This window comes from Roseobacter sp. MH60115 (genome assembly GCF_015644665.1).
In the GTDB taxonomy this organism is placed as follows: domain Bacteria; phylum Pseudomonadota; class Alphaproteobacteria; order Rhodobacterales; family Rhodobacteraceae; genus Roseobacter.
Map to the genome: position 1 here is coordinate 23,992 of NZ_JADOBQ010000006.1, position 22,948 is coordinate 46,939.

Consider the following 22,948-nt stretch of genomic DNA (forward strand, 5'->3'; position numbering starts at 1 on the left):
GTATCGCGCGGGTCGGGTTAACAAAGGATGGAACAATGCAGGCGTTCAGCTTTGCGAAAACGGGCAAGGACGGCAAGGCGCGGGTCGGGGTGATCTCGACCCCCCGGGGCGACATCCGCACGCCTGCCTTCATGCCGGTGGGCACCGCGGCGACCGTCAAGGCGATGATGCCGGGATCCGTGCGTGAGACCGGGGCGGATATTCTGCTGGGCAACACCTATCATCTGATGCTGCGCCCCACGGCGGAGCGGATCGACCGGCTGGGCGGGCTGCACAGGTTCATGAACTGGGAGCGGCCGATCCTTACGGATTCCGGCGGCTTTCAGGTGATGAGCCTCGCGGCCCTGCGCAAGCTGACGGAACAGGGCGTGACCTTCAAAAGCCATATCGACGGGTCCAAACATGAGATCACGCCGGAACGGTCGATGGAAATCCAGCGGCTGCTGGGCTCGGACATCGTGATGTGTTTCGACGAATGCCCGGCCCTTCCAGCTGACAGGGCCACGATTGCCTCTTCGATGCGCTTGTCCATGCGGTGGGCAGCCCGGTCGCGCGATGCCTTTGGATATCGCCCGGGGCACGCGCTTTTTGGTATCCAGCAGGGCGGGCTGGAGGAAGACTTCCGCGCGGAAAGTGCAGCCGCCCTGCAGGACATCGGATTTGACGGCTATGCCGTCGGCGGGCTGGCTGTGGGTGAGGGGCAGGAGGCCATGTTCGGCTGTCTGGACTTCGCCGCCGATCAACTGCCCGAAGACAAGCCGCGGTACCTGATGGGGGTGGGCAAGCCCGATGATATCGTGGGGGCCGTCAAGCGTGGGATCGACATGATGGATTGTGTGTTGCCCAGCAGGTCCGGGCGAACCGGGCAGGTCTTTACCCGTCGCGGTGTAGTCAACATCAAGAATGCGCGTCACGCCGACGATCCGCGTCCCCTGGACGAAGCCTGCAGATGCCCGGCCTGCGCCAACTATTCCCGCGCCTATCTGCACCATGTTTTTCGCAGTCAGGAGATCATCTCCTCCATGCTACTGACATGGCATAATCTGACGTATTATCAGGATCTTATGCAGGAAATGCGTGACGCCATAGCCGAGACGCGTTTCGCACAGTGGGAGGCCGCCTTTCACGCTGGCCGGGCCGAGGGCGACATCGAGCCGCTTTAGAGCGGCATTTTCCGTGTGTTTTAACAGTCTGGGGCGCGCGGCTTAACGCAAGCTTAACCGGTGGCTGGCTAGATGAGAACCGTAGCGTAGCGGAGTTCTCCAGATGTCGTCGAAGCCCAAGAATGCCAATTCTGAAAATCAAGCGACGCTGGAACGCACCCTGCATCTCATTCTGTCCAAGATCGCGCCTGTGCGCGTGGCCGCTCTGCAAGTGCTGATCCATCATATGGAGGCCGAAGCCGAGGGTGAGCAGAATGTGACCGCAGAGGAATTCACCGACGCGGTGAAGAAAATCCAGGAAGGGCTTGCCGCGGCCCATGGTCTGGAAACCGATTACCTGGCCCCGCATGACGTGACACTGCCGGAGGATCTTTCCAAGCAGCTGTCCGCGATGACGGAAGCGCTGGATGAGTTGGACAGGATCATCAGCCGGTGCAGCGTGTCGGAGGGCGAGGTGCGCGGGTTTCGACCCGTGGGCAACATGTATGACCTATGCTGCACGCGCGTTGCAAAGGGTGTCAGTGCCTTCAGTGCTGATCTGGGCAATTTCTTTCTGGAGCTTAACGACAAGGGCCGCGCGGATGTCACGGATCATACCAGTTCCATCGCCATGGAAATCGGCAAGATCGGGCGCGTGATCAACATGGTGGCCACCAATGCCTCGATTGAGGCCGCGCGGGTCGGGGACCTTGGCAAGGGGTTTACCGTGATTGCGGATGAAGTGAAGACGCTCTCTGCCCGTGTCTCGTCTCTGTCTGTTTCGCTGACGGACCGTGAAAAGCTGAATTAGGGGCTTTTGGGCCTGCAGCTGGCGTGATTTGAAGGCTTGTGATTCCCGGCTTCTCTGGCCATGCTGGAGAGAGCTTAATAAGCGGTAAGGTTGATTTCGGGCGGGGTGCGCCCCACCTTAGTCATCCGAACCCGGAGATGGTCGAGTGTTGCTGCATATGCGGGACCAGAACCATCTTGCCAAGAACAAGGAAAGAGCATGCAAGAGCCTCTCAACGCCTCCTATCCGGTACTGCCGCTGCGCGATATCGTGGTTTTCCCCCATATGATTGTTCCGCTTTTTGTCGGGCGCGACAAGTCGGTGCGCGCGCTGGAGGAGGTGATGGCGGACGACAAGCAGATTTTGCTGTCCAGCCAGATCGACCCCGGTGTCGACGATCCTGAAAGCGACGGTATCTATAAGGCCGGCGTGCTGGCCAACGTGCTGCAACTACTGAAACTGCCCGATGGTACCGTGAAGGTGCTAGTCGAAGGGCAGGCGCGGGTGCGCATCGTGGAATACCTTGAAAACGATAGCTTTTTTGAGGCGCGCGCGGAGTATTTGACCGAGATGCCCGGCGATCTCGCCACGACCGAGGCGTTGTTGCGTACCGTGTCGGACGAGTTCGAACGCTATGCCAAGGTCAAGAAAAACGTGCCCGAGGAGGCGCTGTCTGCCGTGGGCGAGTCCACCGAACCTGCGCGTTTGGCAGACCTCGTGGCCGGTCATCTGGGCATCGAGGTGCATCAGAAGCAGGACCTGCTGGAGACGTTGAGCGTGAGCGAGCGGCTTGAGAAGGTTTATGGCCTCATGCAGGGCGAAATGTCGGTGCTGCAGGTCGAAAAGAAGATCAAGACCCGCGTGAAGTCGCAGATGGAGCGCACGCAGCGCGAATATTACCTGAACGAACAGATGAAGGCGATCCAGCAGGAGCTGGGCGATGGCGAGGACGGCAAGAACGAGGTTGCCGAGCTGGAAGCCAAGATCGCCGAGACCAAGCTGAGCAAGGAAGCGCGCGAAAAGGCGGATGCAGAGATCAAGAAGCTCAAGAACATGAGCCCGATGTCCGCCGAAGCGACCGTGGTGCGCAACTACCTCGACTGGATGCTGTCAATCCCGTGGGGCGTGAAGTCCCGCGTGAAGAAGGACCTGAGCCGCGCTCAGAAGGTGCTGGATGACGACCACTATGGCCTTGAGAAGGTCAAGGAGCGCATTGTCGAATATCTGGCGGTGCAGCAACGCTCATCCAAGCTGAAAGGCCCGATCATGTGCCTTGTTGGCCCGCCGGGTGTCGGCAAAACCAGCCTCGGCAAATCGGTCGCGAAGGCCACGGGGCGTGAGTTCATTCGCATCTCGCTTGGCGGTGTGCGCGACGAGTCTGAGATCCGCGGGCACCGTCGGACCTATATCGGCTCCATGCCCGGTAAGATCATCCAGGCGTTGAAAAAGGCGAAAACGACCAACCCGCTGATCCTGCTCGACGAGATCGACAAGATGGGCCAGGATTTCCGGGGCGACCCGGCGAGCGCCATGCTGGAAGTGCTTGATCCGGAACAGAATTCCACCTTTGTGGATCACTATCTGGAGGTGGAATATGACCTCTCGAACGTGATGTTCCTGACCACGTCGAACAGCTACAACATGCCCGGGCCGCTGCTCGACCGGATGGAGATCATTCCGCTGGCGGGCTACACCGAAGACGAAAAACGCGAGATCGCGAAACAGCATCTGGTGCCCAAGCAGATCAAGAACCACGGCCTGAAAGCCAAGGAATTCGATTTGCAGGAATCGGCGATTACCGAGATGATCCGCACCTACACCCGTGAAGCGGGCGTTCGGAACTTGGAGCGTGAGATCGCAAAGGTCGCGCGCAAGTCGCTGACCAAGATCGTCAAGAAGGAAGCCGAGGCGGTGACCGTCACGGATGAAAATATTGACGATTTCCTGGGCGTGAAGAAGTACCGCTACGGTCTGGCCGAGAAGGAAGACCAGATCGGTGTGGTGACCGGGTTGGCCTATACTTCCGTGGGCGGTGAGCTTCTGAGCATCGAGGCCTTGCGCCTGCCTGGCAAGGGCCGGATGAAGACCACCGGCAAGCTGGGCGATGTGATGAAGGAATCCATTGATGCCGCATCGTCTTACGTGCGGTCGATCAGCCCGCGCATCGGTGTCAAACCACCGCAGTTCGACAAGATCGACATTCACGTGCACGTCCCCGATGGGGCGACACCCAAGGATGGGCCAAGTGCCGGTCTGGCCATGGTGACGTCGATTGTTTCGGTGCTGACGCAGATCCCCGTGCGCAAGGACATCGCGATGACGGGCGAGGTCTCTTTGCGCGGAAACGCAATGCCGATTGGTGGCCTGAAAGAGAAGCTGCTGGCCGCGCTGCGCGGCGGCATCACCACCGTTCTGATCCCGGAGGAGAACGCCAAGGATCTGCCGGAGATACCCGACAATGTCAAAGCGGGGCTGGATATTATCCCGGTATCGCATGTGTCAGAAGTGCTGAAACAGGCATTGGTGGAGCAGCCCGATCCTATCGAGTGGGATCAGGCGGCCGAAGATGCGGCGGCCGCTGCCGCCCTGGCGGGATCATCGGATGCCAGCGACGCAGCCACCGCACACTGATCCGCATCACAATGCATGATACCGAATCGCGGCTCTTCGGGGCCGCGGTTTTTTTGAAGGCGCGCCATTGCCTCGACGTCACATACGGTCCTGCGCAAACCCGAGATGAACTGGATTTTTCACCGGCACCGTCTTAGGCTGCCGTCACGACCACGATGGCGCCACGAGGCTATCGCAGTGGAGCAGGCTGCATATGCAGTCGGAGAGGCGATATGAGCACATCAAAAACCACCCCCAGCAAGGTGATGCGTACAAATAAAACTGCGGTAAAAGCCAAAGTGACATCGGTGCCCCCCGGCAAGACAGCCCCGCCAGAAACAGCAGCACCTGAAACACCCGCCACGTCCACGGGCCTTGCGAATGCCCTGCGCAAAAAGGAACTGGTGGATCGGGTGGTTGCGCGAACCGGTGCGAAAAAGCGGGATGCCAAACCGATCGTCGAAGCATTACTCAGTGAGCTCGGTGAGGCGCTTGCGGACGGGCGCAGTCTGGTTTTGCCGCCGCTGGGGCGCGTTCGTATCAATCGCGAAAAGAAGCTGACCAACGGTCGGGTCATTGTTGCAAAGATCCGCCAGAACAATCCGCCTTTGAAAGCAGCTCTCAAACCATCGAACGACGGGTCCGGCGACTGAATTTTTCGGCCGACCTATTGCATGCAGGATTGCATTTCGGTAATCCGGTCGTCGCGGGTGATTAGCTCAGTGGTAGAGCGCTTCGTTCACATCGAAGATGTCAGGAGTTCAAATCTCTTATCACCCACCATTTTCCTTTCCCGGCTGTTGCGTGTGTCGTCCGTGGTGACGTGAGGCGATAACGACCCGGATGCCAGATTGCCCCGAGGAGCCAAGCCCCGTGATCCCGCCGCTCTACATCCTGCGTCACGGTCAGACCGAATGGAACGCAGAACACCGCATCCAGGGCAGCCTCGATTCACCTCTTTCAGAGATGGGGCGCGCGCAGGCAGCGGCGCAGGGCCGTATTTTGCAGACCCGCGATTTGGGGGGATATCGGGCGTTGTGCAGCCCGCAGGGCCGCTGTTTCCAGACCGCCGCCATCGCCCTTGACGGCTTGTTTGATAGGATCGACACGGATGCGCGGCTGGCCGAGATCGGTGTTGGTGCGTGGGAGGGGCTGCGCCGGGACGACCTGGTGATTGACCGCGTCATGGACGAAAGCGAGGAGAGTGCGCTGGATCTTTATGAGCGGGCACCGGGCGGAGAAGGATTTGCAGCCCTTCACGCCCGCTGTCGTGACTTTCTGAGCGGGCTGACGGAGCCCGCTGTTTTGGTGACCCATGGGATCACATCGCGCATGTTGCGCCTTATCATCCTCGATATGGACGTCACCGAAATCGGTATGCTGCCGGGTGGGCAGGGCGTGATATACCATCTGGAAAACGGTCAAATGCAGCAACTGACAATAGGGGCTTGAAGCGGGTGGCGACTTTGGCTAAACCGCGCAAATCGGGTCGTTAGCTCAGTTGGTAGAGCGCTTCGTTTACACCGAAGATGTCGGGAGTTCGAGCCTCTCACGACCCACCATCTTGCTCAACGCACTCTCATAGGTAGTGAAGATGATGAATTCCGGCGCAATGGTGCCGATACGTAGCTGTGCAGGCGCTGCCACAAACTGTGCCTTGCCAAGTGTGCCGCTCTGTGATTCACCCGATGATAGAGGGCCAGAATGGCGACAAGAGAACGAAAAGGGGCGCGCAAATGTGCGTGAGAAAGGCAAATGGCATGCGGATGCGCGCCATGGCAGAGCAACCGGTGAACGAGGCCGCTGACAGGCTGATGTGTTTGTTGAGCGAACTGCCCGTGTCCGAACGGTCCGGCTGTGCCCTTGGCCTCGCCTCCCGGCTCATTGAGTTTGCGGCTTTTGAGATGGCGGGCACCTATTCCGCAGATGACGTGGCTGATCTGATCAACTGCGCCGCTCGGGTGGATCATGCATCTTCCGACGTGCAGACCACGCTACCGTCTGAGCGTATACAGGCCCCCAGGCGGCTGCAGTAAGCACAACTGCGACATTTAGATACTAATCGGTTTAAAAAGCAGCGTTCCAAACTACCTTGGGTTGACAGCGGGCTGTTCCATAAGGGACAGTGCTGTACAGAAAGCGTTACAAGAAAAATGACAGGGGTGCGCCTGGGAGTGGTGCGTGACATCCCGGACTGATGGATCGGCCGTTATTTTGGTCTTTCGGGTCATTTGAGAGAGGTGAACGTCCGATGCGGCATTGTGGCAGTCCCGCATTGGAAAATAGTTGAAAGCGGACACGACATGACCGTGCCCACGGATGACATTCCTTCGGAGGTTGTGGACCTGTCAGCGGCTCTCGCCGCACTCGATAGCTTGCCGAACGCCGAGCGGGTCCGTGTCTCGATGCAGATCGCCGCGCAATTCCTCGAATATGCCGCCTATGAGATGGCACTGGAGCAGAGTGCCGGGGATGTGTCGGAGATCATCCATATGGCCGCCCGGCTCGATCAGGCTGCGCGCCGGATCGATGAGAGCACTGTGCCCACGCGGCCGGGCCACGATTTGCGCAAGATTTGATCTCCGGGCAATTGCCTCCCCCGGGCATGGGGCTATTCTCTGAAGTGGTGATTGCTGAGGAGGGCGCGCGATGAGTTGGAACCCGGCGTTGGATCCCGATTGTCCAATCGGAGACGCGGTGGATGCGATCGAAACGGTGATCGTGCCGCGTGCACGGGACCTGGGCGGCTTCGAAGTCCGGCGCGCCTTGCCGGCCCCCAAGCGGCAGATGGTCGGCCCCTTCATCTTCTTCGATCAGATGGGCCCGGCAGAATTCGTGACCGGCAAGGGCATCGACGTGCGCCCGCACCCGCATATCGGGCTGGCGACAGTCACCTATCTCTACAAGGGCAAGATCCATCATCGTGACAGTCTGGGCACGGACCAGTGGATCGAACCGGGGGCGGTGAACTGGATGGTGGCCGGCCACGGGATCACCCATTCGGAACGCACCGATGGCGAGATCCGCAAGCGTCCGCATGATCTCTTCGGCATTCAGACATGGGTGGCGCTGCCGGAAGAGGCGGAAGACAGCGCGGCGGCCTTTGAACACGCTCCCAAGGCCAGCCTGCCGGTGCTGGAGGGGGAGGGGAAGACCGTCCGCCTGATCCTCGGCACAGCCTACGGCGAGGAAGCACCGGTCAAAGTTTATTCAGAGACCTTTTACGCGGATGCGCTGCTCGCGCCGGGCGCGCGTATTCCCTTGCCGGATGACCATGAGGACCGCGGTGTCTATGTCATTTCAGGCGAGATCACCGTGGCCGGAGACCGCTTTGAGGCGGGCCGAATGATGGTGTTCCGACCGGGTGACAAGATTTCCTTGCAGGCCGGAGAGGCGGGCGCGCGGCTGATGCTGTTGGGCGGGGCCACCTTGAACGGCCCGCGCCACATCTGGTGGAACTTCGTGGCATCATCAAAGGACCGGATCGACGCGGCCAAGGAGGCCTGGCGTGCCGGTGACTGGGCCCATGGCCGGTTCCAATTGCCGCCCGAGGATGATGACGAATTCATCCCGCTGCCGGACCGCTAGGGCCCGGCTGCGATGATCTGGCCGCGGCTGCAGCAGGTGGCTCTGGCGCCGGTTTTGGGTGTGCAGGCGCTGCAGGTGGTCCGGCGGACGCCGCGCCTGCCCGAGGCGCAAGGCCCCCGCAACGGCATCACCGGGCAGGGACCGGAGCTCCGCCTGCTGATCCTCGGCGATTCTTCGGCGGCAGGTGTGGGTGTTGCGACCCAGTCGGACGCCCTGAGTGGCCATTTGGTGCGCGCCCTCGGCGCGGAGTACCGGGTGTCCTGGACGCTGATTGCGCAAACGGGATGGACAACCGGCAGGCTCCGCGAGGTTGTGCGACACACAGCGCCCGAGCCCTTTGACATCGCGGTGACCGCTCTGGGCGTGAACGACACAACCCGTCTGATCGGCCCCCACCGCTGGCTTGAACATACGGGCGAACTCCACGATCTGATCCGCGCCAGATTTTCGGTGCGGCGGATCTATGCCACGACGGTCCCACCGCTGGAGCATTTTCGCGCGTTGCCGCGCCCTCTGAACGCCGTGCTTGGTGGACATGCGGCGCGGCTGCGCAGCGCGCTCGAGGATATGGCAGCAGCTGCGGAGGGGCTCCGTCTCATTGCGCCTGATTGGGGGCTCGACCCGGCATTGATGGCGGCAGATGGCTTCCACCCCGGGCCGGAAATCTACCGAGGCTGGGGGGCGTTCGCAGGGCAGCTCATTCTCGATGACCTGCGCGCAGAGCCGCTCTGAGCATATGCTGGTCGGACGGCAGAAGCGGGCGGCGATTTTTGGCAAAAAATTCGCATCCTCGGCACGCTACCCGCTTGACGCGCCTGATGCGCCCGCCTAAGACGTCCCAACGCGCGGGCAACGTCCCGTGTGTGCAGTGGGCGGTTGTAGCTCAGTTGGTTAGAGTACCGGCCTGTCACGCCGGGGGTCGCGGGTTCGAGCCCCGTCAACCGCGCCACCGCTGCTTGAAAAGGGACCTTCGGGTCCCTTTTTTCGTTCAATAACCCGCTATCGCCAGTCTGCGATCCCCTCGCATCCTTCTGCGAAAGGCGGCGCGCGACTGTGGAACGTCAGACGACTTTGACCTTCACGTCAAAAACTGACCCAAAATCAGAAAACCGACATAGCCGACCGTCGCGCAGATCGCGGCGAAGGTCTAGGAAGAGCCCAACCTGATCACTCGTCGGACCGCGGCGAACGGCGGGTCTTTGGAATTGGGTATTTTGGCGGGTCTTTAACACCGGAGCTTGGTGACGCGGTCAATAACCCGGCGTATTTCAGGCAAATGCCTGTCATCGTCATGTGCAACGAGCCAGGCATCATGCGATAACTCACTGATGACCTCAGAGCGCCGTTCGAGGTTCACGTCCTTCTCACCAATGAACGTTGGCAAGACGATCTGGCCTGCCCCTTCCTGAGCGAGATCAAGGCCAAGGCGTGGATGGCTGACTTCGAGACAGACATCCTGACCGGCGCGTGATTTTGCCCAACGGGACGACGGCGTGTCAACGCTATGAATGATCCAGGTTTCGGGGGCATCGCGGGCCGAATAGATCGCAAATTCATTGCGCGCCAGTTTACGCCCTGCAAGCCCATGCTCCGTTGGTCGGCTGTTGCGGATGGCAATTGACGCTTCCCGCCGTGTGATGCTGAGAACAGCTTCGGAAGACACAAAGCGCAGTCTGACATCTGCGGGATCGCCGGTGATGTCCCGCCATTGTCGCGCGAGCGCCAGCGACGTCCATGTCCCTGCAGACACTTTGATCAGGGGCAGACCGCCTTCTTTGGGCGCCGTCGTCGCCCTCGTGATGTTTATGGCCACGCCTTCCATCTCACGCATCAATTCAATGCCCGCGTCCGTCAGGCCGTACCCATGGCTGCGGCGGATGAACAGTTCACGGCCCATGGCTCGCTCAAGCGCATGCATTCGCCTGCCGAGGGTTGGTGCACTGGAGGCACATTCTTTGGCCGCAGCGGCAAGGCCACCCGCCCGCGCAACGGCCAAGAAGGCCGCGAGGTCATCCCAACGGACATCGCCACCGGTGTTCAGATATTCGTTCATAAGTGAAATGATGAATTCAAATCGGCTTGTTTTTCAACTGAATTGTACCGGTTAATCTCGGGCCACATGACAAAATCCATTCCCTTCGCGTTCCTGTCTTTGCTGTTTGTCGGAACAGTCTGCAATTCCATGGCCGTCTCTTTCATGGGGTTCTACATCGTTGAAGGCCTGCAACAGGCACCGTGGAGCATCAGTGTTTACACGGGTTTCTTTGCTCTGATTGTCATCCTGTCCAATCGCATCTTCGCGAGGCAAATGGACAAGGGTGGCAACCCGTTCCCGATGATGGGCTTGGCGGCCTTTGGCTATGCGGTGGCCGCTTTGGCGTTGTCCCTTTCGCCCGGGTTCGGGACGGTTGCGACTGTTGGCGTGGTCGGCTTTGGTCTTGGCTCCAGCGTCATGTCGACCATGTTCTCCCTCGGCGGTGTCCTCGCTGAGCGCAGTGGCATCCAACACAGCACCTTCAACGCATACATGCGTGCGACCACATCAACATCATGGATGATCGGACCGGCACTCAGCTTTGTGGTCGCAGATCAATTTGGCGCTGCAGCCGTTTTTCGGGCTGCCTTTGCAATTGGTCTGGTCTGGCTTGCTCTGTGGTGGTGGACAGCGCCAAGAGATGCGGCGCGGCGACCGGCGTTCGCGCACCAACAAGATGTGGGGAAAGCTGTCCGAAATCCCGAGCTTTTGGCAGCCGTCCTATTCGTGTTTTGCCTTGCGCTGGCGCACTCGCTCACGTTCTCAGCCCTTCCGATCTTTTTCGTCCAAGAAGTTGGCCTGGCCGGTTATGCCCCCGGTGTGGCCTTCAGCATCAAGACGTTTGTCGAGCTTTTTGCGATCTTGAGCACACCCTATCTTATCGCGCGTTTTGGACTGCGCACTGCGTTGATGGGCACCGCACAACTTGCCATTGTCGCAATTCTGGTGCTCGCAACGGTTGGGTCTTTCCCGCACATGGTGTTGGGTGCCGCACTTGAAGGGATTTACTTTGGCCTGTTCTCGACGCTCGCCATCAGCTTTGTGCAATCGCTGTCAGCGGACCGACCAGCCCAGGCGACAGCCATGTACTGGAACACGATGATGATCACCCTAGTGGTTGCTGGCCCCTCTGCGGGACTGATCGCGCAGGCAACAGACTTCCAAACCGTCATATTCACAGGATCGGCGTGCGCCGTTGCATCCGCCGTCATTCTTGGATGGGGCACGTATCAACGTGACAAATGCCAAAGCAGAGACAATATATGACAATCAGGGGCTCAAGGCCTCAGATGAATGATCCATCCCATGAGATTCAGGTTTGAGGACACAAAATGCCGTTCAATAAACTACATGTTCCGCAGAACCTATCAGTCGAAAAATGTCGGCAGATCAATGATCTGCTGCATGACAGCCTGGTTGAAAACTGCGCGGTGAACCCCGAAGACTACTTCTGTATCGTGTCACGATATGCAGCCGAAGACATGATCCTGCATCCCACCTTCATGGGCGAACGAGATGTCGCTGCCACAATCATCATCGATATCACCTTGTTAGCAGGGCGCTCGGATAATCAAAAGGAAGCGCTCTACTTCGATGTCAGAGAACGGCTAAAAAACATCGGATTCCCGCCAGAGAACTCCATCATCTACTTGACAGAAAATGGCCCGATCGACCGGTCATTCAGCCAGCAAGGCTCTGTGAAGAGAGTGCTCGGCCTCGCACCAGCTGACCTGGAAAAAAGTCCGAATTTGCACCTGCAGCGAAAGTCCGGTTCGACGGGCCGCAACGCGGCAATCGACTTGATCAATCAACGGCAGGTCTGGGCCGACAAGGGCATCGAATTTGCTGGACGCTCGCACTGCTACCTGAACCCTTCCCCGGGGAAAGATTAGGAAAAGCGACAAGACGCAGGTCAGCGTCATAGTCTGGAGTATTTCCTGCAGCGATGCGCTGCGCTGGGTTTTGATTTGCGATCTGCTCTCCCAAATTCGCCAATTCCGTAAGCGCGGGCACCAGAACGTTATTCTGGCCAGGCTGGGTCGTTAGGATAGAACTGTGAACGATGTTGGAGCGCTAGATCCTCATAGGTCCAGTTGTTCGGACCAGCGGGGGATGACCGGACTGCATCGCGCAGCCGTGGCAGGGCCTTCTCGATTTCGGGCAAAAGGACAAGTGCCCGCCGCCAGCGGTTTTCGTCAAAGTCAAAGTCTTCTACCAACTTGCGCCCCGCTTCCGCGCCATAGTCGATCAACTGCTGAATGACTTCTGGCGGCATGGCGATGTTCGTTCCACCCTGATGGGGTTCCAGCCGAACTATAACAACGCGTTCATACATGCCCGGTACCTGCGATTGCAGCGTATCTCGCCAGTCCTTCGCGGAGTTGAAGATCGAAAACAGAAAGCCGATTGGCCTATCGAAACGTTGCACTGGCAGCGCAAGCCGATCCCGGATGCCCTGATCGAAATGCACCCGATCCGTAGCTTCGCTATGGCGCGTCTTATCGAATCCGCCAAGAGAGATGGCGAATGTCGGGCGGCGCGGAAGCCAGGCATCGAAGAAATGTACGGGCAGATTCGAAGAAAACCCCCCGTCCGAAAACAGGCATCGCACCCATACTCGCTGTCCTGACGACAAAGCGGTACGGCCTGCAAAAGGATTGGAAAGCTCAAAGACATGCGCGCCATCAGCACCACTGGGAACGCATCCTTTACTGGCACAGGATAAAGCGTTTTCCCAATTGGCCCATCCTGCTGCGCGCCTTGACCCAAGCGCACCATGTAGTCAACCACCCGTCGAGGCAGGATCTTGTAGAACTCATCGGGGTTGAAGAAGTACTGGCCGGGCATCTTCAGGGGCAGCGCATATGGCCGTTGCGAGGTTAGGTCCGAAGTTCAATACCCGGTGCCTCGCCGTTCCGGCCACTGCGCAGGTCGCCCAGAGTCAGCGGGTCGCCTTCGCTCAGACCTGCGATCGAATCGATCTGGTCTGTTAGCCAGTCGCTGATGGCCGGAACGTTAGGATCGCCTCGACCGAACTCGGTAGTGCCCGGAACCATACCGTAGTCATTCGCCTTCAATTGGGCCGATATTGTCTTGATAAGCGAAATGACGAATTGCACTACCCCCCAGATCAGACCGGCCCCTACACCCAGCGCACTGATGCCAAAACCAGCACCAGAGATACCCGCTAAAACACTGCTGCCTGCGATCAAGCCTCCATTGCGCAGCGGCTTGCCCCGATAGGGCTTGAGTTTTGACCAGACCGTCCGCGCCAGCTTGAACCAAGATGCATCCTTGTCTTTTTGCCGGGCCTTTTTGATAAGCGATGAAAACATCAAACAAAAGTGCGAGGTCGTTTGACAGCTGAAGGTAGCGCGTGAGATCCTCGCCCAGATCTTGGGACAAGGCGGCGACCGCGTCATAACCTCCAATATCCGTTCTATCTGCTGAGGTTTGTCGCCGATACTCTGCCGTCGCCGCAATTGCGCCCGCAGAGGCCCCCCCGACCGAGCGCAGCCGGTACGCTTGTCCAATCTTTTAGATTGCCTGTGGGTAGACAACACCAGAGGTGGTCCCACCTTTCATGACCAAATCACATTTCTGCAAAGCCATGTCTCCCAAATGCCAAAAAATAGTAGCTGTAGCCTGATCGACGACAAGCGCTCAGTCAACAAATGAACGAAAGGTGTTGTGATAGGCGCGGGTTGCGACGCCCATTCGCGCAAGCGCAGCGAAAGATCTTTTTGTCCGGCACGACAGACAGACGAGCTGGTGCGTTGTATTGCAGGTCTGGGTCAAAAATGCTTGACGTTTGGGTCAGTATTACGTGACGCGGCCCATTGATCGGACTCAGAAAAATCAGCACATCGGGTCAATGATGGGCGACGTTCCACAGCGACTGGTGAAATGGCGCAGGCCTCTCGGGTTCCGTCCATCGTGTTGATAGACTGATGCAGGCCGGGCAGGGCCATTGTCTACGGTCTCACGGCGTCCAAAATGGCCACCGCCGCGTCAGTGAACGCCGACTTTATCCTGAAATGCGTCACACGCGCAGATAGTCCGTCCGCTCCTAAGGTCACGCCTCTACGGCGTTCCGGCAGGCTGGCACAGCAAGTTTTTGACAGTGGAGCGCTCTCTTCAGCGTGTGACAGCTCCCTCTGAACTGTCCTATTGACGGTCTGGTGGACTTGGCCTATTCCGCACGGCATCGCGCGGTTGTAGCTCAGTTGGTTAGAGTACCGGCCTGTCACGCCGGGGGTCGCGGGTTCGAGCCCCGTCAACCGCGCCATTTTCTCAGATATCCGTCAGAAACCTCATCAGGGCCTCCGCCGTTTCCCGCGGTGACTGATCCACAAAGAAATGCCCACCGGGAATGGCTTTGGCCTGCATGTTGCTCAGCCGGTCTTGCCAGGTGGCGGGGACATCATAGGCTTTCGCCATCGCACCTTCTCCGCCGAAAAGCACGAGGGCAGGGCAGGTCACCTGCCGTTGCAGATCCTGCGTATCCAGATCGAAATCATGCGCAAGCGCGGCCCGGTAGTCGGCACACATGCCCCGGATCGCCTCAGGGTCCCGCCATGCGGTACGATAGGCCGCCAGTGCCTCCGGCTCGAAATCCGACAGTTTCGCAGCCCCCCAGCCCAGCAGGCAGCTCTCGAAGTAGCTGTCCGGGTCATGCCCGATCATCGTTTCCGGAAAGGGATAGGGCTGGGCGAGGAAAAACCAGTGATAGTAGGCTTTTGCGACCTGCCGGGTGAGTTGGTCGAGCAGCAGATGCGTGGGCACAATGTCCATCACCGTCAGGCTGCGGACGCGGTCCGGCGCATCCAGCGCCAGGCGGTGGGCGACGCGCCCGCCGCGGTCATGTCCGACGAGGTGAAAGCTGTCAAAGCCCAGGTGGCGCATCAGCGCGATCTGATCCTGCGCCATATGCCGAAAGCTGTAGTTTTCCGTGCCCTGTGGCTTGCTGCTGTTGCCATAGCCGCGCAGGTCCGGGCGGATCACCGTGAACCGCGCGGCCAGCACGTCCGCCACCGGGCGCCACATCACATGGGCCTGGGGAAAGCCGTGCAGCAGCAAAACCGGCGGCCCACTGCCTTGGATCGCATAGCAGATATCCTGCCCGTTCACCTGCGCAAAAAGGGGGCGATGGGCATCTGTCATCGCACCGCCCCTCTCCAGGATGCGGTAGGGTGGGCTTTAGGCCACCTGGCGCGCTTGATCATTGCGCAAGCGCGGCCAGGATGCGCGCCCAGCTGCGAATGCCCTTGTGAAAGCTCTCCACGTCATATTTTTCGTTCGGCGAATGCAGCGCGTCATCATCCTTGCCAAAGCCAATCAGCATCGGCGTGGTCCCGAGGATTTTCTGGAAATGCCCGGCAATCGGGATCGACCCGCCACAGCCGACATAGGCCGCAGGCACCTGCCATTCCTCGGTGAGCGCCTTACGCGCCGCCTCAAAGCTCGGGTCATCTGTTTCCGTCATCGAGGCCTTGCCGGCCCCGTGGTCGTTGAAGCTGACTTCACAATCCTCGGGCAGCATATCGCGCACCATGGCGCGGAAGCTTTCGCGGATCACCAGCGGGTCCTGATCCCCGACCAACCGGAAACTGATCTTGGCATGGGCTTTCGAGGGCAGGACGGTCTTGAACCCGTCCCCGGTGTAGCCGCCCCAGATGCCGTTCACCTCGCAGGTCGGCCGCGACCAGATCATTTCCAGCGGCGTGCGATCCTGTTCGCCCGCGGGCCTGGACAGGCCAACATCTCCCAGAAACGCTGCGTGATCAAAGGCCAGCCCCTGCCACTGCGCCTCAATCTCGTCAGGCAGCTCCGGCACACCATCATAGAACCCCGGCACGGTGATCCGTCCTTCATCGTCGTGCAGGGCGGCGATGATCCGGGACAGCACCCGCACCGGGTTGATCGCCACGCCCCCATACATGCCCGAATGCAGATCGATGTCTGGGCCGGTGATGGTGATCTCCTCCCCCAGCAGACCGCGCAGCATCGTCACGATGGCGGGGGTCTTGCTCTCGAAAAGGCCAGTGTCGCAGATCAGCGCGATGTCGGATTTCAGCTCTGCCGCGTTGTCCTGCATGAAGGGCACGAGGGAGGGGGAGCCGCTCTCTTCCTCACCCTCCAGAAAGAAGGTCAGTTTGCAGGGCAGGCTGCCATGCTCTGCCTTCCAGGCGCGGCAGGCTTCGACAAAAGTCATCAACTGCCCCTTGTCATCTGAGGTCCCGCGCCCGCGAATGACCTTGCCCTTGGGGGTGTCCTCAATCTGCGGATCAAAGGGGTCATTGTCCCAAAGCTCAATGGGGTCAACCGGTTGCACATCATAATGTCCGTAAAACAACAGATGCGGGCCGGGACCGTCCAGATGGCCCACAACCATCGGATGGCCGGGGGTTGCGCGCTTTTCGGTCTTGATCCCGAGGCTGTTCAGATCGGCAACCAACCAGTCCGCGGCCTTGTCGCACTCGGCCTTGTAGGCGGGATCGGTGGAAACGGAGGGGATCCGCAGCAACGTCTTAAGGCGCTCCATCGCAGCGGGCAGATCGGAATCGATACGGGATAAGACGGGGTCGAGTGACATCAGAGGGCTCCTTTGCTTCGCTGCAAACCGTATCAGCGCGCCGGGCGGTGTCTAGCGGTCATCGGGCAGAATCCGTAACCACCCCGAACGCAGACGTGACGAAGTCTTCACTTGATGCATGTCAAGGCTGCGACATGGTGTGCACCTTAAGATGATTGAACCTTAAGCACGGGAACTATATTGCTTTACTTAGAAGGATTCCAAAGGCACCGACGGCCCGGGATCGAACCAAGGAGACACCGGGTGAGCTACAACGACAAGCTGGATCAGGCCATTGCGCGTCTGCACGAAGAAGGCCGCTACAGGACCTTCATCGATATCGAGCGGCACAACGGCCATTTCCCCCATGCCACGCGCACCCGGCCCGATGGCACGACCCAGCCTGTCACGGTCTGGTGCGGGAACGACTACCTCGGCATGGGGCAGCACCCGGTCGTGCTCGACGCGATGCATGAAGCGCTCGATGCCACGGGCGCGGGCTCTGGTGGCACGCGCAATATCTCCGGCACCACGGTCTATCACAAGCGGCTGGAAGCGGAACTGGCGGATCTGCATGGCAAGGAATCGGCCTTGCTCTTTACCTCCGCCTACATCGCAAATGACGCAACGCTGTCGACATTGCCGAAACTGTTTCCAGGCCTGATCATCTATTCCGACGCTTTGAACCACGCCTCGATGATTGAGGGCGTGCGCCGCAACGGCGGGGCAAAACGGATCTTCCGCCACAATGATGTCGCACATTTGCGCGAATTGCTCGAAGCGGACGACCCGGCAGCGCCAAAGATCATCGCTTTTGAATCAATTTATTCAATGGATGGCGATTTCGGTCCGATCGAAGAAATTTGCGATCTTGCCGATGAGTTTGGAGCGCTGACCTATATCGACGAGGTGCATGCAGTGGGCATGTACGGCGCGCGCGGTGCTGGTGTGGCGGAACGCGACCGGCTGATGCACCGCCTCGACATCATCAACGGCACGCTCGCCAAGGCCTTCGGCGTGATGGGTGGCTACATTGCTGCATCGGAGAAAATGTGTGATGCAATAAGGTCTTACGCGCCGGGGTTCATCTTCACGACCTCGCTGCCACCAACCATCGCCGCGGGGGCTGCTGCCTCCGTTGCCTTCCTGAAACGTGCGCCTGAATTGCGGGAACAGCACCAGACCCAGGCCCGTATTCTCAAGCTGCGCCTGAAGGGGCTGGGACTGCCGATCATCGACTACGGCAGCCATATCGTTCCTGTGATTGTGGGCAATCCCGTGCATACAAAACTGCTCAGCGACATGCTGCTGGACGATCACGGCATCTATGTTCAACCGATTAATTTTCCGACCGTCCCTCGGGGCACGGAACGCCTCCGCTTCACGCCATCGCCCGTACATGGACCGGATGAAATGGACGCTCTGGTTCACGCAATGGACGGACTTTGGTCACATTGTGCGCTAAATCGTGCCGAAGATGTAGGTTAACATCCACCTGGATGAAATTGCAGTTGTCTTGTGTTAACCTAACATAAACAAGAGGTCAGGTACGAATCGTGGGGACGATTCTAAGTCTGACGGAGGCGTTAGGCAGGCACGGGAAGACGGGGCAGGACGTGGTATGATTGGGCGTAAGCACTCACAGGGTGTGGAGGAGAAAGTCGAACGCAAGGCGTTCGATGATTTCGACTTGCGCCTCGGCGACGTGATGCGCGGCGAACGCGCCACCATGGGCAAATCCCTTCTCGACGTACAGCGCGAACTGCGGATCAAGGCCGCCTATATCGCGGCCATCGAAAATTGCGATCCCGACGCGTTTGACACCCCAGGCTTTATTGCGGGCTACGTACGCTCTTATGCGCGCTATCTCGGCATGAACCCGGATGAGGCATTTGAGACTTTCTGCGAGGAAAGCGGTTTTGCCGTCGCGCACGGCATGTCGTCAAAGGCCTCCGTCGTAAAGAAATCCGGCAGCGACGCGAGCAACCGGCAGATGGATGGCGATATGTTCAACCGTCCCGGTACGCCGTTTGTACCGACACGTGACGGGTTCTTCTCCGGTATTGAACCCAGCGCCATCGGCTCCTCTCTGGTGCTGCTGGCGTTGATCAGCGCGATTGGCTTCGGCGGCTATTCCGTGCTGCAGGAAGTGCAGCGGGTGCAAGTGGCGCCGGTGGAGCAGACGCCGATTGTTCTGTCCGATCTCGATCCTTTGGATGGTGTTCTGGCGGCAGCGCCGGATACCACGGCAGAGGCGCCGACGCCCGGCGTGATCGACCAACCCCGCGCCGAAGCACTTGACCGTCTCTATCGGCCACAGGCGCTCGATGTGCCGGTTCTGGTGGCGCGGGACGCCCCGATCTCCACCATCGATCCACGCTCGATTGGCAATTTTGCCAGTGTCGAAAACGATGTGGTCCCGGAAACGGAGAGTTTTGCAGGCGCCATCGATGCAGTCGTTTCCGCTGCTCTCTCCGAACCAATGCCTGTGCCGCAAGTGGTTGAAGCCCCGGGGCCTGCGTTGCGCATGGTCGCCGTCCGTCCGTCCTGGGTACGTGTGAGCGCGGCAGATGGTACCGTCATTTTCGAGACGATCATGGAGCCGGGTGATACCTGGGACGCGCCCGTATCCGAACTGCCTCCGACCCTGCGGACCGGTGAGAGCGGTGCGATCTACTTTGCCCTCAGTGGCGAGTATTATGGCCCCGTCGGTGAGACCGGGACAGTCACATCCAAACTGCCGCTGGAGGTCGACACGTTGAAAGCGCGCTACACCGTAGCCGATCTTGCTGCCGACGAAGCGCTGGCCACAACGGTTGTCGAATTGCAGACGCCTGTGGCGCCAGTGACGGAATAGCGCACAAAGCTTTCGAAAACCTGCCATTGCGGGCCTCGCTCCGACTGTCTATTTTACCGGCCAAGAGCTTTTGGCAAAGGACAGGCTGATGTCGTTGAACCATGTGCGCCCGTGGCGCAACATCTACCGTCGCACATCACGTCAGATCATGGTGGGCAATGTCCCTGTGGGGGGCGATGCGCCCATCACTGTCCAGACCATGACAAATACGCTCACAACCGATGTGAAGGCGACAATTGCACAGGTGCAGGCCGCCGCAGATGCGGGCGCGGACATCGTGCGCATTTCGGTCCCGGACCAGACATCTTCAAAAGCACTGCGGGAGATTGTGCCGGAAGTTTCCGTACCGATCGTGGCCGACATCCATTTTCACTACAAACGTGGTATCGAAGCTGCAGAGGCTGGTGCGGCCTGCTTGCGGATCAACCCGGGCAATATAGGCGATGAAAAACGTGTCAAAGAGGTGATCAAAGCGGCGCGGGACCACAATTGCTCTATCCGGATCGGCGTGAACGCGGGCAGTTTGGAGAAGCATCTGCTCGACAAATACGGTGAACCCTGCCCGGATGCGATGGTGGAATCCGGCCTTGATCACATCAAGATCCTGCAGGACAACGACTTTCACGAATTCAAGATTTCCTGTAAAGCCTCCGACGTTTTCATGGCAGCCGCCGCGTATCAGCAATTGGCTGAGGCCACGGATGCGCCCATCCACTTGGGGATCACCGAAGCCGGCGGTTTGACCTCGGGCACGATCAAATCGGCTATTGGTCTGGGGAACCTGCTCTGGATGGGGATCGGCGACACGATCCGCGTCAGCCTCTCTGCTGATCCGGTGGAAGAGGTCAAGGTGGGCTACGAAATCCTGAAATCACTAGGGCTGCGCCATCGCGGCGTGAACATCATCAGTTGCCCCAGCTGCGCGCGCCAAGGGTTTGATGTCATCAAGACCGTGGAGAAACTGGAAAAACGGCTGGAACACATCAAGACGCCGATGAGCCTGAGCATCATCGGCTGTGTCGTCAACGGTCCGGGCGAGGCCTTGATGACCGACGTCGGATTCACCGGCGGCGGTGCGGGCTCCGGCATGGTGTATCTGGCGGGCAAGCAAAGCCACAAGCTCAACAACGACGAGATGATCGACCACATCGTCGAGCAGGTGGAGGCGAAGGCTGCCGCCCTCGACGCGGAGGCGGCAATTCCGAGCGCTGCTGAGTGAATTCAATACCTTAAGGCGCGCGGTTCTCCGCGGCTCACAGATCGCGTTTTTCTTCCACGATGGCGCGCATCTGATCGTAGGGCAGAAAGCCCCGCAACATCTCGTCATGCATCACAAAAGTCGGCGTGCCCGTGATGCGCAATTCTTGCGCAAGGGCACGGGTCCGGGCGATCTCATCCGTAACGGAATCGTCATCCATACGCGCCTCGATCGCGTCGGCATCAAGCCCATACGTCTCTGACAAGCGACGCAATGCGGGCAGCGTAATGTCGCCATTGAACACCATCAACGCGTCATGCAAGGACCTGTACGCCTCATCGCCGTCCAGCTGTTTCGCGGCAATCACAAAGCGTGACGCCAGCAGGGACTGCTCCCCCAGGATCGGGAATTCCTTCACAATGAAACGGATGTTTCCGTCCGTTTCCAGAAGCTTTTCAACCTCACCATAGGCGCGTTTGCAAAAACCACAGCGGTAGTCCATGAACTCCACCAGCGTGATGTCGCCCTCCGGGTTGCCGCCGACATAGGAAAAACCGTCGTTGAAAATCGCATCGGCATGGTCCGACACCAGCGTCAGGTCCGCCTTCGCCTGTGCCTCGGCCTGGCGGTTCTCCAGCGCCTGCACCGCCTCCATGATCACTTCGGGATTTTCCATCAGATAGGCGCGCACCTCGGCGCGAAAGAGCGCGCGCTCCTCCGCGCCCATTGTCTTCAGGTCAAGCGCTGCGGCGGAAAGCGCCCAGGCGGCCAATAGGGCGGGGAGGATCAGGCGGTTGAGCATTGGGTTATCTCCGTTTTTCGGCGCGTTCGGATGCAATCAACACATCCTGAGCGCGTTGCCAAGGGCCGGTGCCGGTAGAGAGCAGACCTACAGCGCGTTTGGCGTGAATACCAGCGTCTTCCATTCTGCCGGACAGGGCATAGCGTTCTGCGGTGACAAGGGACGCCATGCCGGTCTGCCCGGATTTCGCGTAGGCCACGGACAGGTCGCGCAGCATGGAGCCATCGCGAAAATCGATGGTGCGTGCCTTTTCCAGATACTGGCGGGCACGTTTGACGTCGCCAGCGGCGAGCAAAGCACCGCCATAGCCGGACAGGATCAGCGCGTCATTGGGCGCAAGCTGTGCCGCGCGCCCATAGGCTGCCACGGCCGCCTGGAAATTCCGCGTCTCCAGCAGGATCTGCCCCCGCTGGTCGTGCAGAAAGGGATCGCTTGGGCGTTGTGCGATGGCCTTGTCGATTGCGGCCAGCGCCTGTTTGGTGCGAGACTGCCGGTGTTCCGCGATGGCTTCGCGCAGCAGGCGGACATCGGCATAAGGGCTGTCATTCAGCCTGCGCAATGTCCATTTCGGCGAGCGTGTATACGCGCTGAGCTTTCCCTTCACCCGCTCGAACCAATAGGCCGCCTCCGGGTTTTCCGACCCCTGGCGCCCGTAGGCGGCAACAAAGCCCTCGACCGCGCGAAAACGATCCCGCGAGAGGGGGTGGCTGCGCAGGTAAGGGTCCTGGCGGGTTTCAGCGAGCACTTCCTGACCGCGAAACAGATCCAGCACGTCTGCCATGCCCTGCGGATCGACCCCGCTGGATTTCATGAAACGGATGCCGGATTGATCGGCGGAGGCCTCTTCGGCGCGGGTGTGTTTGAAAAAACGCGCTTGCGCCGATGTCTGTGTCCCCAGCGCAATCCCGCCCGCCGCACTGCCGGCACCCGCTGCAGCAGCCACCGCTGCCAACGCAAGCCCAAAGCCGGCGGCAGTACGCGCACTGGCCATATTGGTCATGCGCCGGGTGATGTGCCCGTTGACGATATGCGCGGCCTCATGGGCCAGCACCGCCTGCAGCATTGGGGCCGACTGCATCTGGTTGATCAGCCCGTAGTGAACGAAAATCACATCATTGCTGACCACAAAGGCGTTGAGCGAATTGTCGTTCACCACCAACACCTTGACCCGCGAAGAGCTGAGGCCCGCCGCGCCCAGAATAGGGGCCGCCAGCTGCTTGAGCCCGTATTCCAGATCGGCATCCCGCAGGAGGCCCTGGGCCTGCAAGGGCGCCACCAGAAGCCAGATCAGCAGTGCCGGGATTGACGTCAGTCGGAAGACAAGGTGAAAGACCATGAGGAAAAGACTGGAG

General features: G+C 59.6%; 21 protein-coding genes and 4 tRNA genes. 18 read left to right on the forward strand and 7 right to left on the reverse strand.

Annotated features, from left to right (window positions below):
* The first annotated feature begins 35 nt into the window (after positions 1-35).
* The 12 genes from tgt to ISX84_RS18340 all read left to right on the forward strand — a co-directional run bounded on the left by tgt (position 36) and on the right by ISX84_RS18340 (position 9,079).
* Positions 36-1,163 carry a tRNA guanosine(34) transglycosylase Tgt gene (tgt, locus tag ISX84_RS18285; RefSeq protein ID WP_195821848.1) on the forward strand — a complete coding sequence of 376 codons (1,128 nt, stop codon included), beginning with the start codon at positions 36-38 and terminating at the stop codon, positions 1,161-1,163.
* 103 nt (positions 1,164-1,266) lie between these two features.
* Positions 1,267-1,953, forward strand: coding sequence for a methyl-accepting chemotaxis protein (locus ISX84_RS23500; RefSeq protein ID WP_195821849.1), 687 nt, complete (start codon positions 1,267-1,269; stop codon positions 1,951-1,953).
* A gap of 198 nt (positions 1,954-2,151) precedes the next feature.
* A complete protein-coding gene (gene lon / locus ISX84_RS18295) occupies positions 2,152-4,563 on the forward strand; it encodes an endopeptidase La (RefSeq protein WP_195821850.1) in 2,412 nt (803 codons plus the stop codon).
* A gap of 212 nt (positions 4,564-4,775) precedes the next feature.
* On the forward strand, positions 4,776-5,195 hold the full coding sequence (locus ISX84_RS18300; protein ID WP_229884421.1) for an HU family DNA-binding protein: 420 nt from the start codon (positions 4,776-4,778) through the stop codon (positions 5,193-5,195).
* A gap of 55 nt (positions 5,196-5,250) precedes the next feature.
* Positions 5,251-5,325 (forward strand) — tRNA-Val (locus ISX84_RS18305).
* A 90-nt stretch (positions 5,326-5,415) separates the two neighbouring features.
* The gene (locus ISX84_RS18310) at positions 5,416-5,994 is read left to right on the forward strand and encodes a histidine phosphatase family protein (protein ID WP_326838770.1); all 579 of its coding nucleotides are present in this window, start codon (positions 5,416-5,418) and stop codon (positions 5,992-5,994) included.
* Between the two features lie 34 nt (positions 5,995-6,028).
* Positions 6,029-6,104: transfer RNA gene (locus ISX84_RS18315), tRNA-Val, on the forward strand.
* Positions 6,105-6,278: 174 nt separating this feature from the next.
* Entirely contained in the window at positions 6,279-6,578 is a 300-nt protein-coding gene (locus ISX84_RS18320) for a hypothetical protein (RefSeq protein ID WP_195821852.1), read from the forward strand.
* 267 nt (positions 6,579-6,845) lie between these two features.
* Complete coding sequence (locus tag ISX84_RS18325; RefSeq protein ID WP_195821853.1) at positions 6,846-7,121, forward strand: hypothetical protein; 276 nt, start codon at positions 6,846-6,848, stop codon at positions 7,119-7,121.
* A 70-nt stretch (positions 7,122-7,191) separates the two neighbouring features.
* The gene (locus tag ISX84_RS18330; RefSeq protein WP_195821854.1) at positions 7,192-8,130 is read left to right on the forward strand and encodes a pirin family protein; all 939 of its coding nucleotides are present in this window, start codon (positions 7,192-7,194) and stop codon (positions 8,128-8,130) included.
* A gap of 12 nt (positions 8,131-8,142) precedes the next feature.
* Complete coding sequence (locus ISX84_RS18335; protein ID WP_195821855.1) at positions 8,143-8,862, forward strand: SGNH/GDSL hydrolase family protein; 720 nt, start codon at positions 8,143-8,145, stop codon at positions 8,860-8,862.
* Between the two features lie 140 nt (positions 8,863-9,002).
* Positions 9,003-9,079, forward strand: a tRNA-Asp gene (locus ISX84_RS18340).
* Positions 9,080-9,355: 276 nt separating this feature from the next.
* Here ISX84_RS18340 and ISX84_RS18345 read toward each other — a convergent pair.
* On the reverse strand, positions 9,356-10,183 hold the full coding sequence (locus ISX84_RS18345) for a LysR family transcriptional regulator (protein ID WP_195821856.1): 828 nt from the start codon (positions 10,181-10,183) through the stop codon (positions 9,356-9,358).
* 66 nt (positions 10,184-10,249) lie between these two features.
* On the opposite strand from ISX84_RS18345, the gene ISX84_RS18350 reads away from it, so the two are divergent.
* Both ISX84_RS18350 and ISX84_RS18355 read left to right on the forward strand, forming a co-directional pair.
* Positions 10,250-11,431, forward strand: coding sequence for an MFS transporter (locus ISX84_RS18350; protein WP_195821857.1), 1,182 nt, complete (start codon positions 10,250-10,252; stop codon positions 11,429-11,431).
* A gap of 65 nt (positions 11,432-11,496) precedes the next feature.
* Complete coding sequence (locus ISX84_RS18355) at positions 11,497-12,057, forward strand: tautomerase family protein (protein WP_195821858.1); 561 nt, start codon at positions 11,497-11,499, stop codon at positions 12,055-12,057.
* A gap of 128 nt (positions 12,058-12,185) precedes the next feature.
* Here the strand turns inward: ISX84_RS18355 and ISX84_RS18360 are convergent, their stop codons facing one another.
* Together ISX84_RS18360 and ISX84_RS18365 are read right to left on the reverse strand one after the other, a co-directional pair.
* The gene (locus ISX84_RS18360; protein ID WP_195821859.1) at positions 12,186-12,800 is read right to left on the reverse strand and encodes a hypothetical protein; all 615 of its coding nucleotides are present in this window, start codon (positions 12,798-12,800) and stop codon (positions 12,186-12,188) included.
* 244 nt (positions 12,801-13,044) lie between these two features.
* Positions 13,045-13,500: a hypothetical protein gene (locus ISX84_RS18365; protein ID WP_195821860.1), complete on the reverse strand. Its 456-nt coding sequence runs from the start codon at positions 13,498-13,500 to the stop codon at positions 13,045-13,047.
* Between the two features lie 876 nt (positions 13,501-14,376).
* On the opposite strand from ISX84_RS18365, the gene ISX84_RS18370 reads away from it, so the two are divergent.
* Positions 14,377-14,453: transfer RNA gene (locus tag ISX84_RS18370), tRNA-Asp, on the forward strand.
* A 5-nt stretch (positions 14,454-14,458) separates the two neighbouring features.
* On the opposite strand, the gene ISX84_RS18375 is transcribed toward ISX84_RS18370, so the two are convergent.
* Positions 14,459-15,328, reverse strand: a complete 870-nt coding sequence (locus tag ISX84_RS18375; protein WP_195821861.1) for an alpha/beta fold hydrolase — start codon at positions 15,326-15,328, stop codon at positions 14,459-14,461.
* A 58-nt stretch (positions 15,329-15,386) separates the two neighbouring features.
* On the reverse strand, positions 15,387-16,760 hold the full coding sequence (locus ISX84_RS18380; RefSeq protein WP_195821862.1) for a M20/M25/M40 family metallo-hydrolase: 1,374 nt from the start codon (positions 16,758-16,760) through the stop codon (positions 15,387-15,389).
* Between the two features lie 243 nt (positions 16,761-17,003).
* On the opposite strand from ISX84_RS18380, the gene hemA reads away from it, so the two are divergent.
* From hemA to ispG, 3 genes are all read left to right on the forward strand, one after another.
* A complete protein-coding gene (gene hemA / locus ISX84_RS18385) occupies positions 17,004-18,227 on the forward strand; it encodes a 5-aminolevulinate synthase (protein WP_195821863.1) in 1,224 nt (407 codons plus the stop codon).
* A gap of 133 nt (positions 18,228-18,360) precedes the next feature.
* Positions 18,361-19,596, forward strand: coding sequence for a helix-turn-helix domain-containing protein (locus ISX84_RS18390; protein WP_195821864.1), 1,236 nt, complete (start codon positions 18,361-18,363; stop codon positions 19,594-19,596).
* An 88-nt stretch (positions 19,597-19,684) separates the two neighbouring features.
* Positions 19,685-20,815, forward strand: a complete 1,131-nt coding sequence (ispG, locus tag ISX84_RS18395; RefSeq protein ID WP_195821865.1) for a flavodoxin-dependent (E)-4-hydroxy-3-methylbut-2-enyl-diphosphate synthase — start codon at positions 19,685-19,687, stop codon at positions 20,813-20,815.
* A gap of 34 nt (positions 20,816-20,849) precedes the next feature.
* On the opposite strand, the gene ISX84_RS18400 is transcribed toward ispG, so the two are convergent.
* Both ISX84_RS18400 and ISX84_RS18405 read right to left on the reverse strand, forming a co-directional pair.
* Positions 20,850-21,596 (reverse strand): DsbA family protein, encoded by a 747-nt coding sequence (locus ISX84_RS18400; RefSeq protein ID WP_195821866.1) that lies wholly within the window; start codon positions 21,594-21,596, stop codon positions 20,850-20,852.
* Positions 21,597-21,600: 4 nt separating this feature from the next.
* Positions 21,601-22,932 carry a M48 family metalloprotease gene (locus tag ISX84_RS18405; RefSeq protein ID WP_195821867.1) on the reverse strand — a complete coding sequence of 444 codons (1,332 nt, stop codon included), beginning with the start codon at positions 22,930-22,932 and terminating at the stop codon, positions 21,601-21,603.
* Positions 22,933-22,948: the final 16 nt, after the last annotated feature.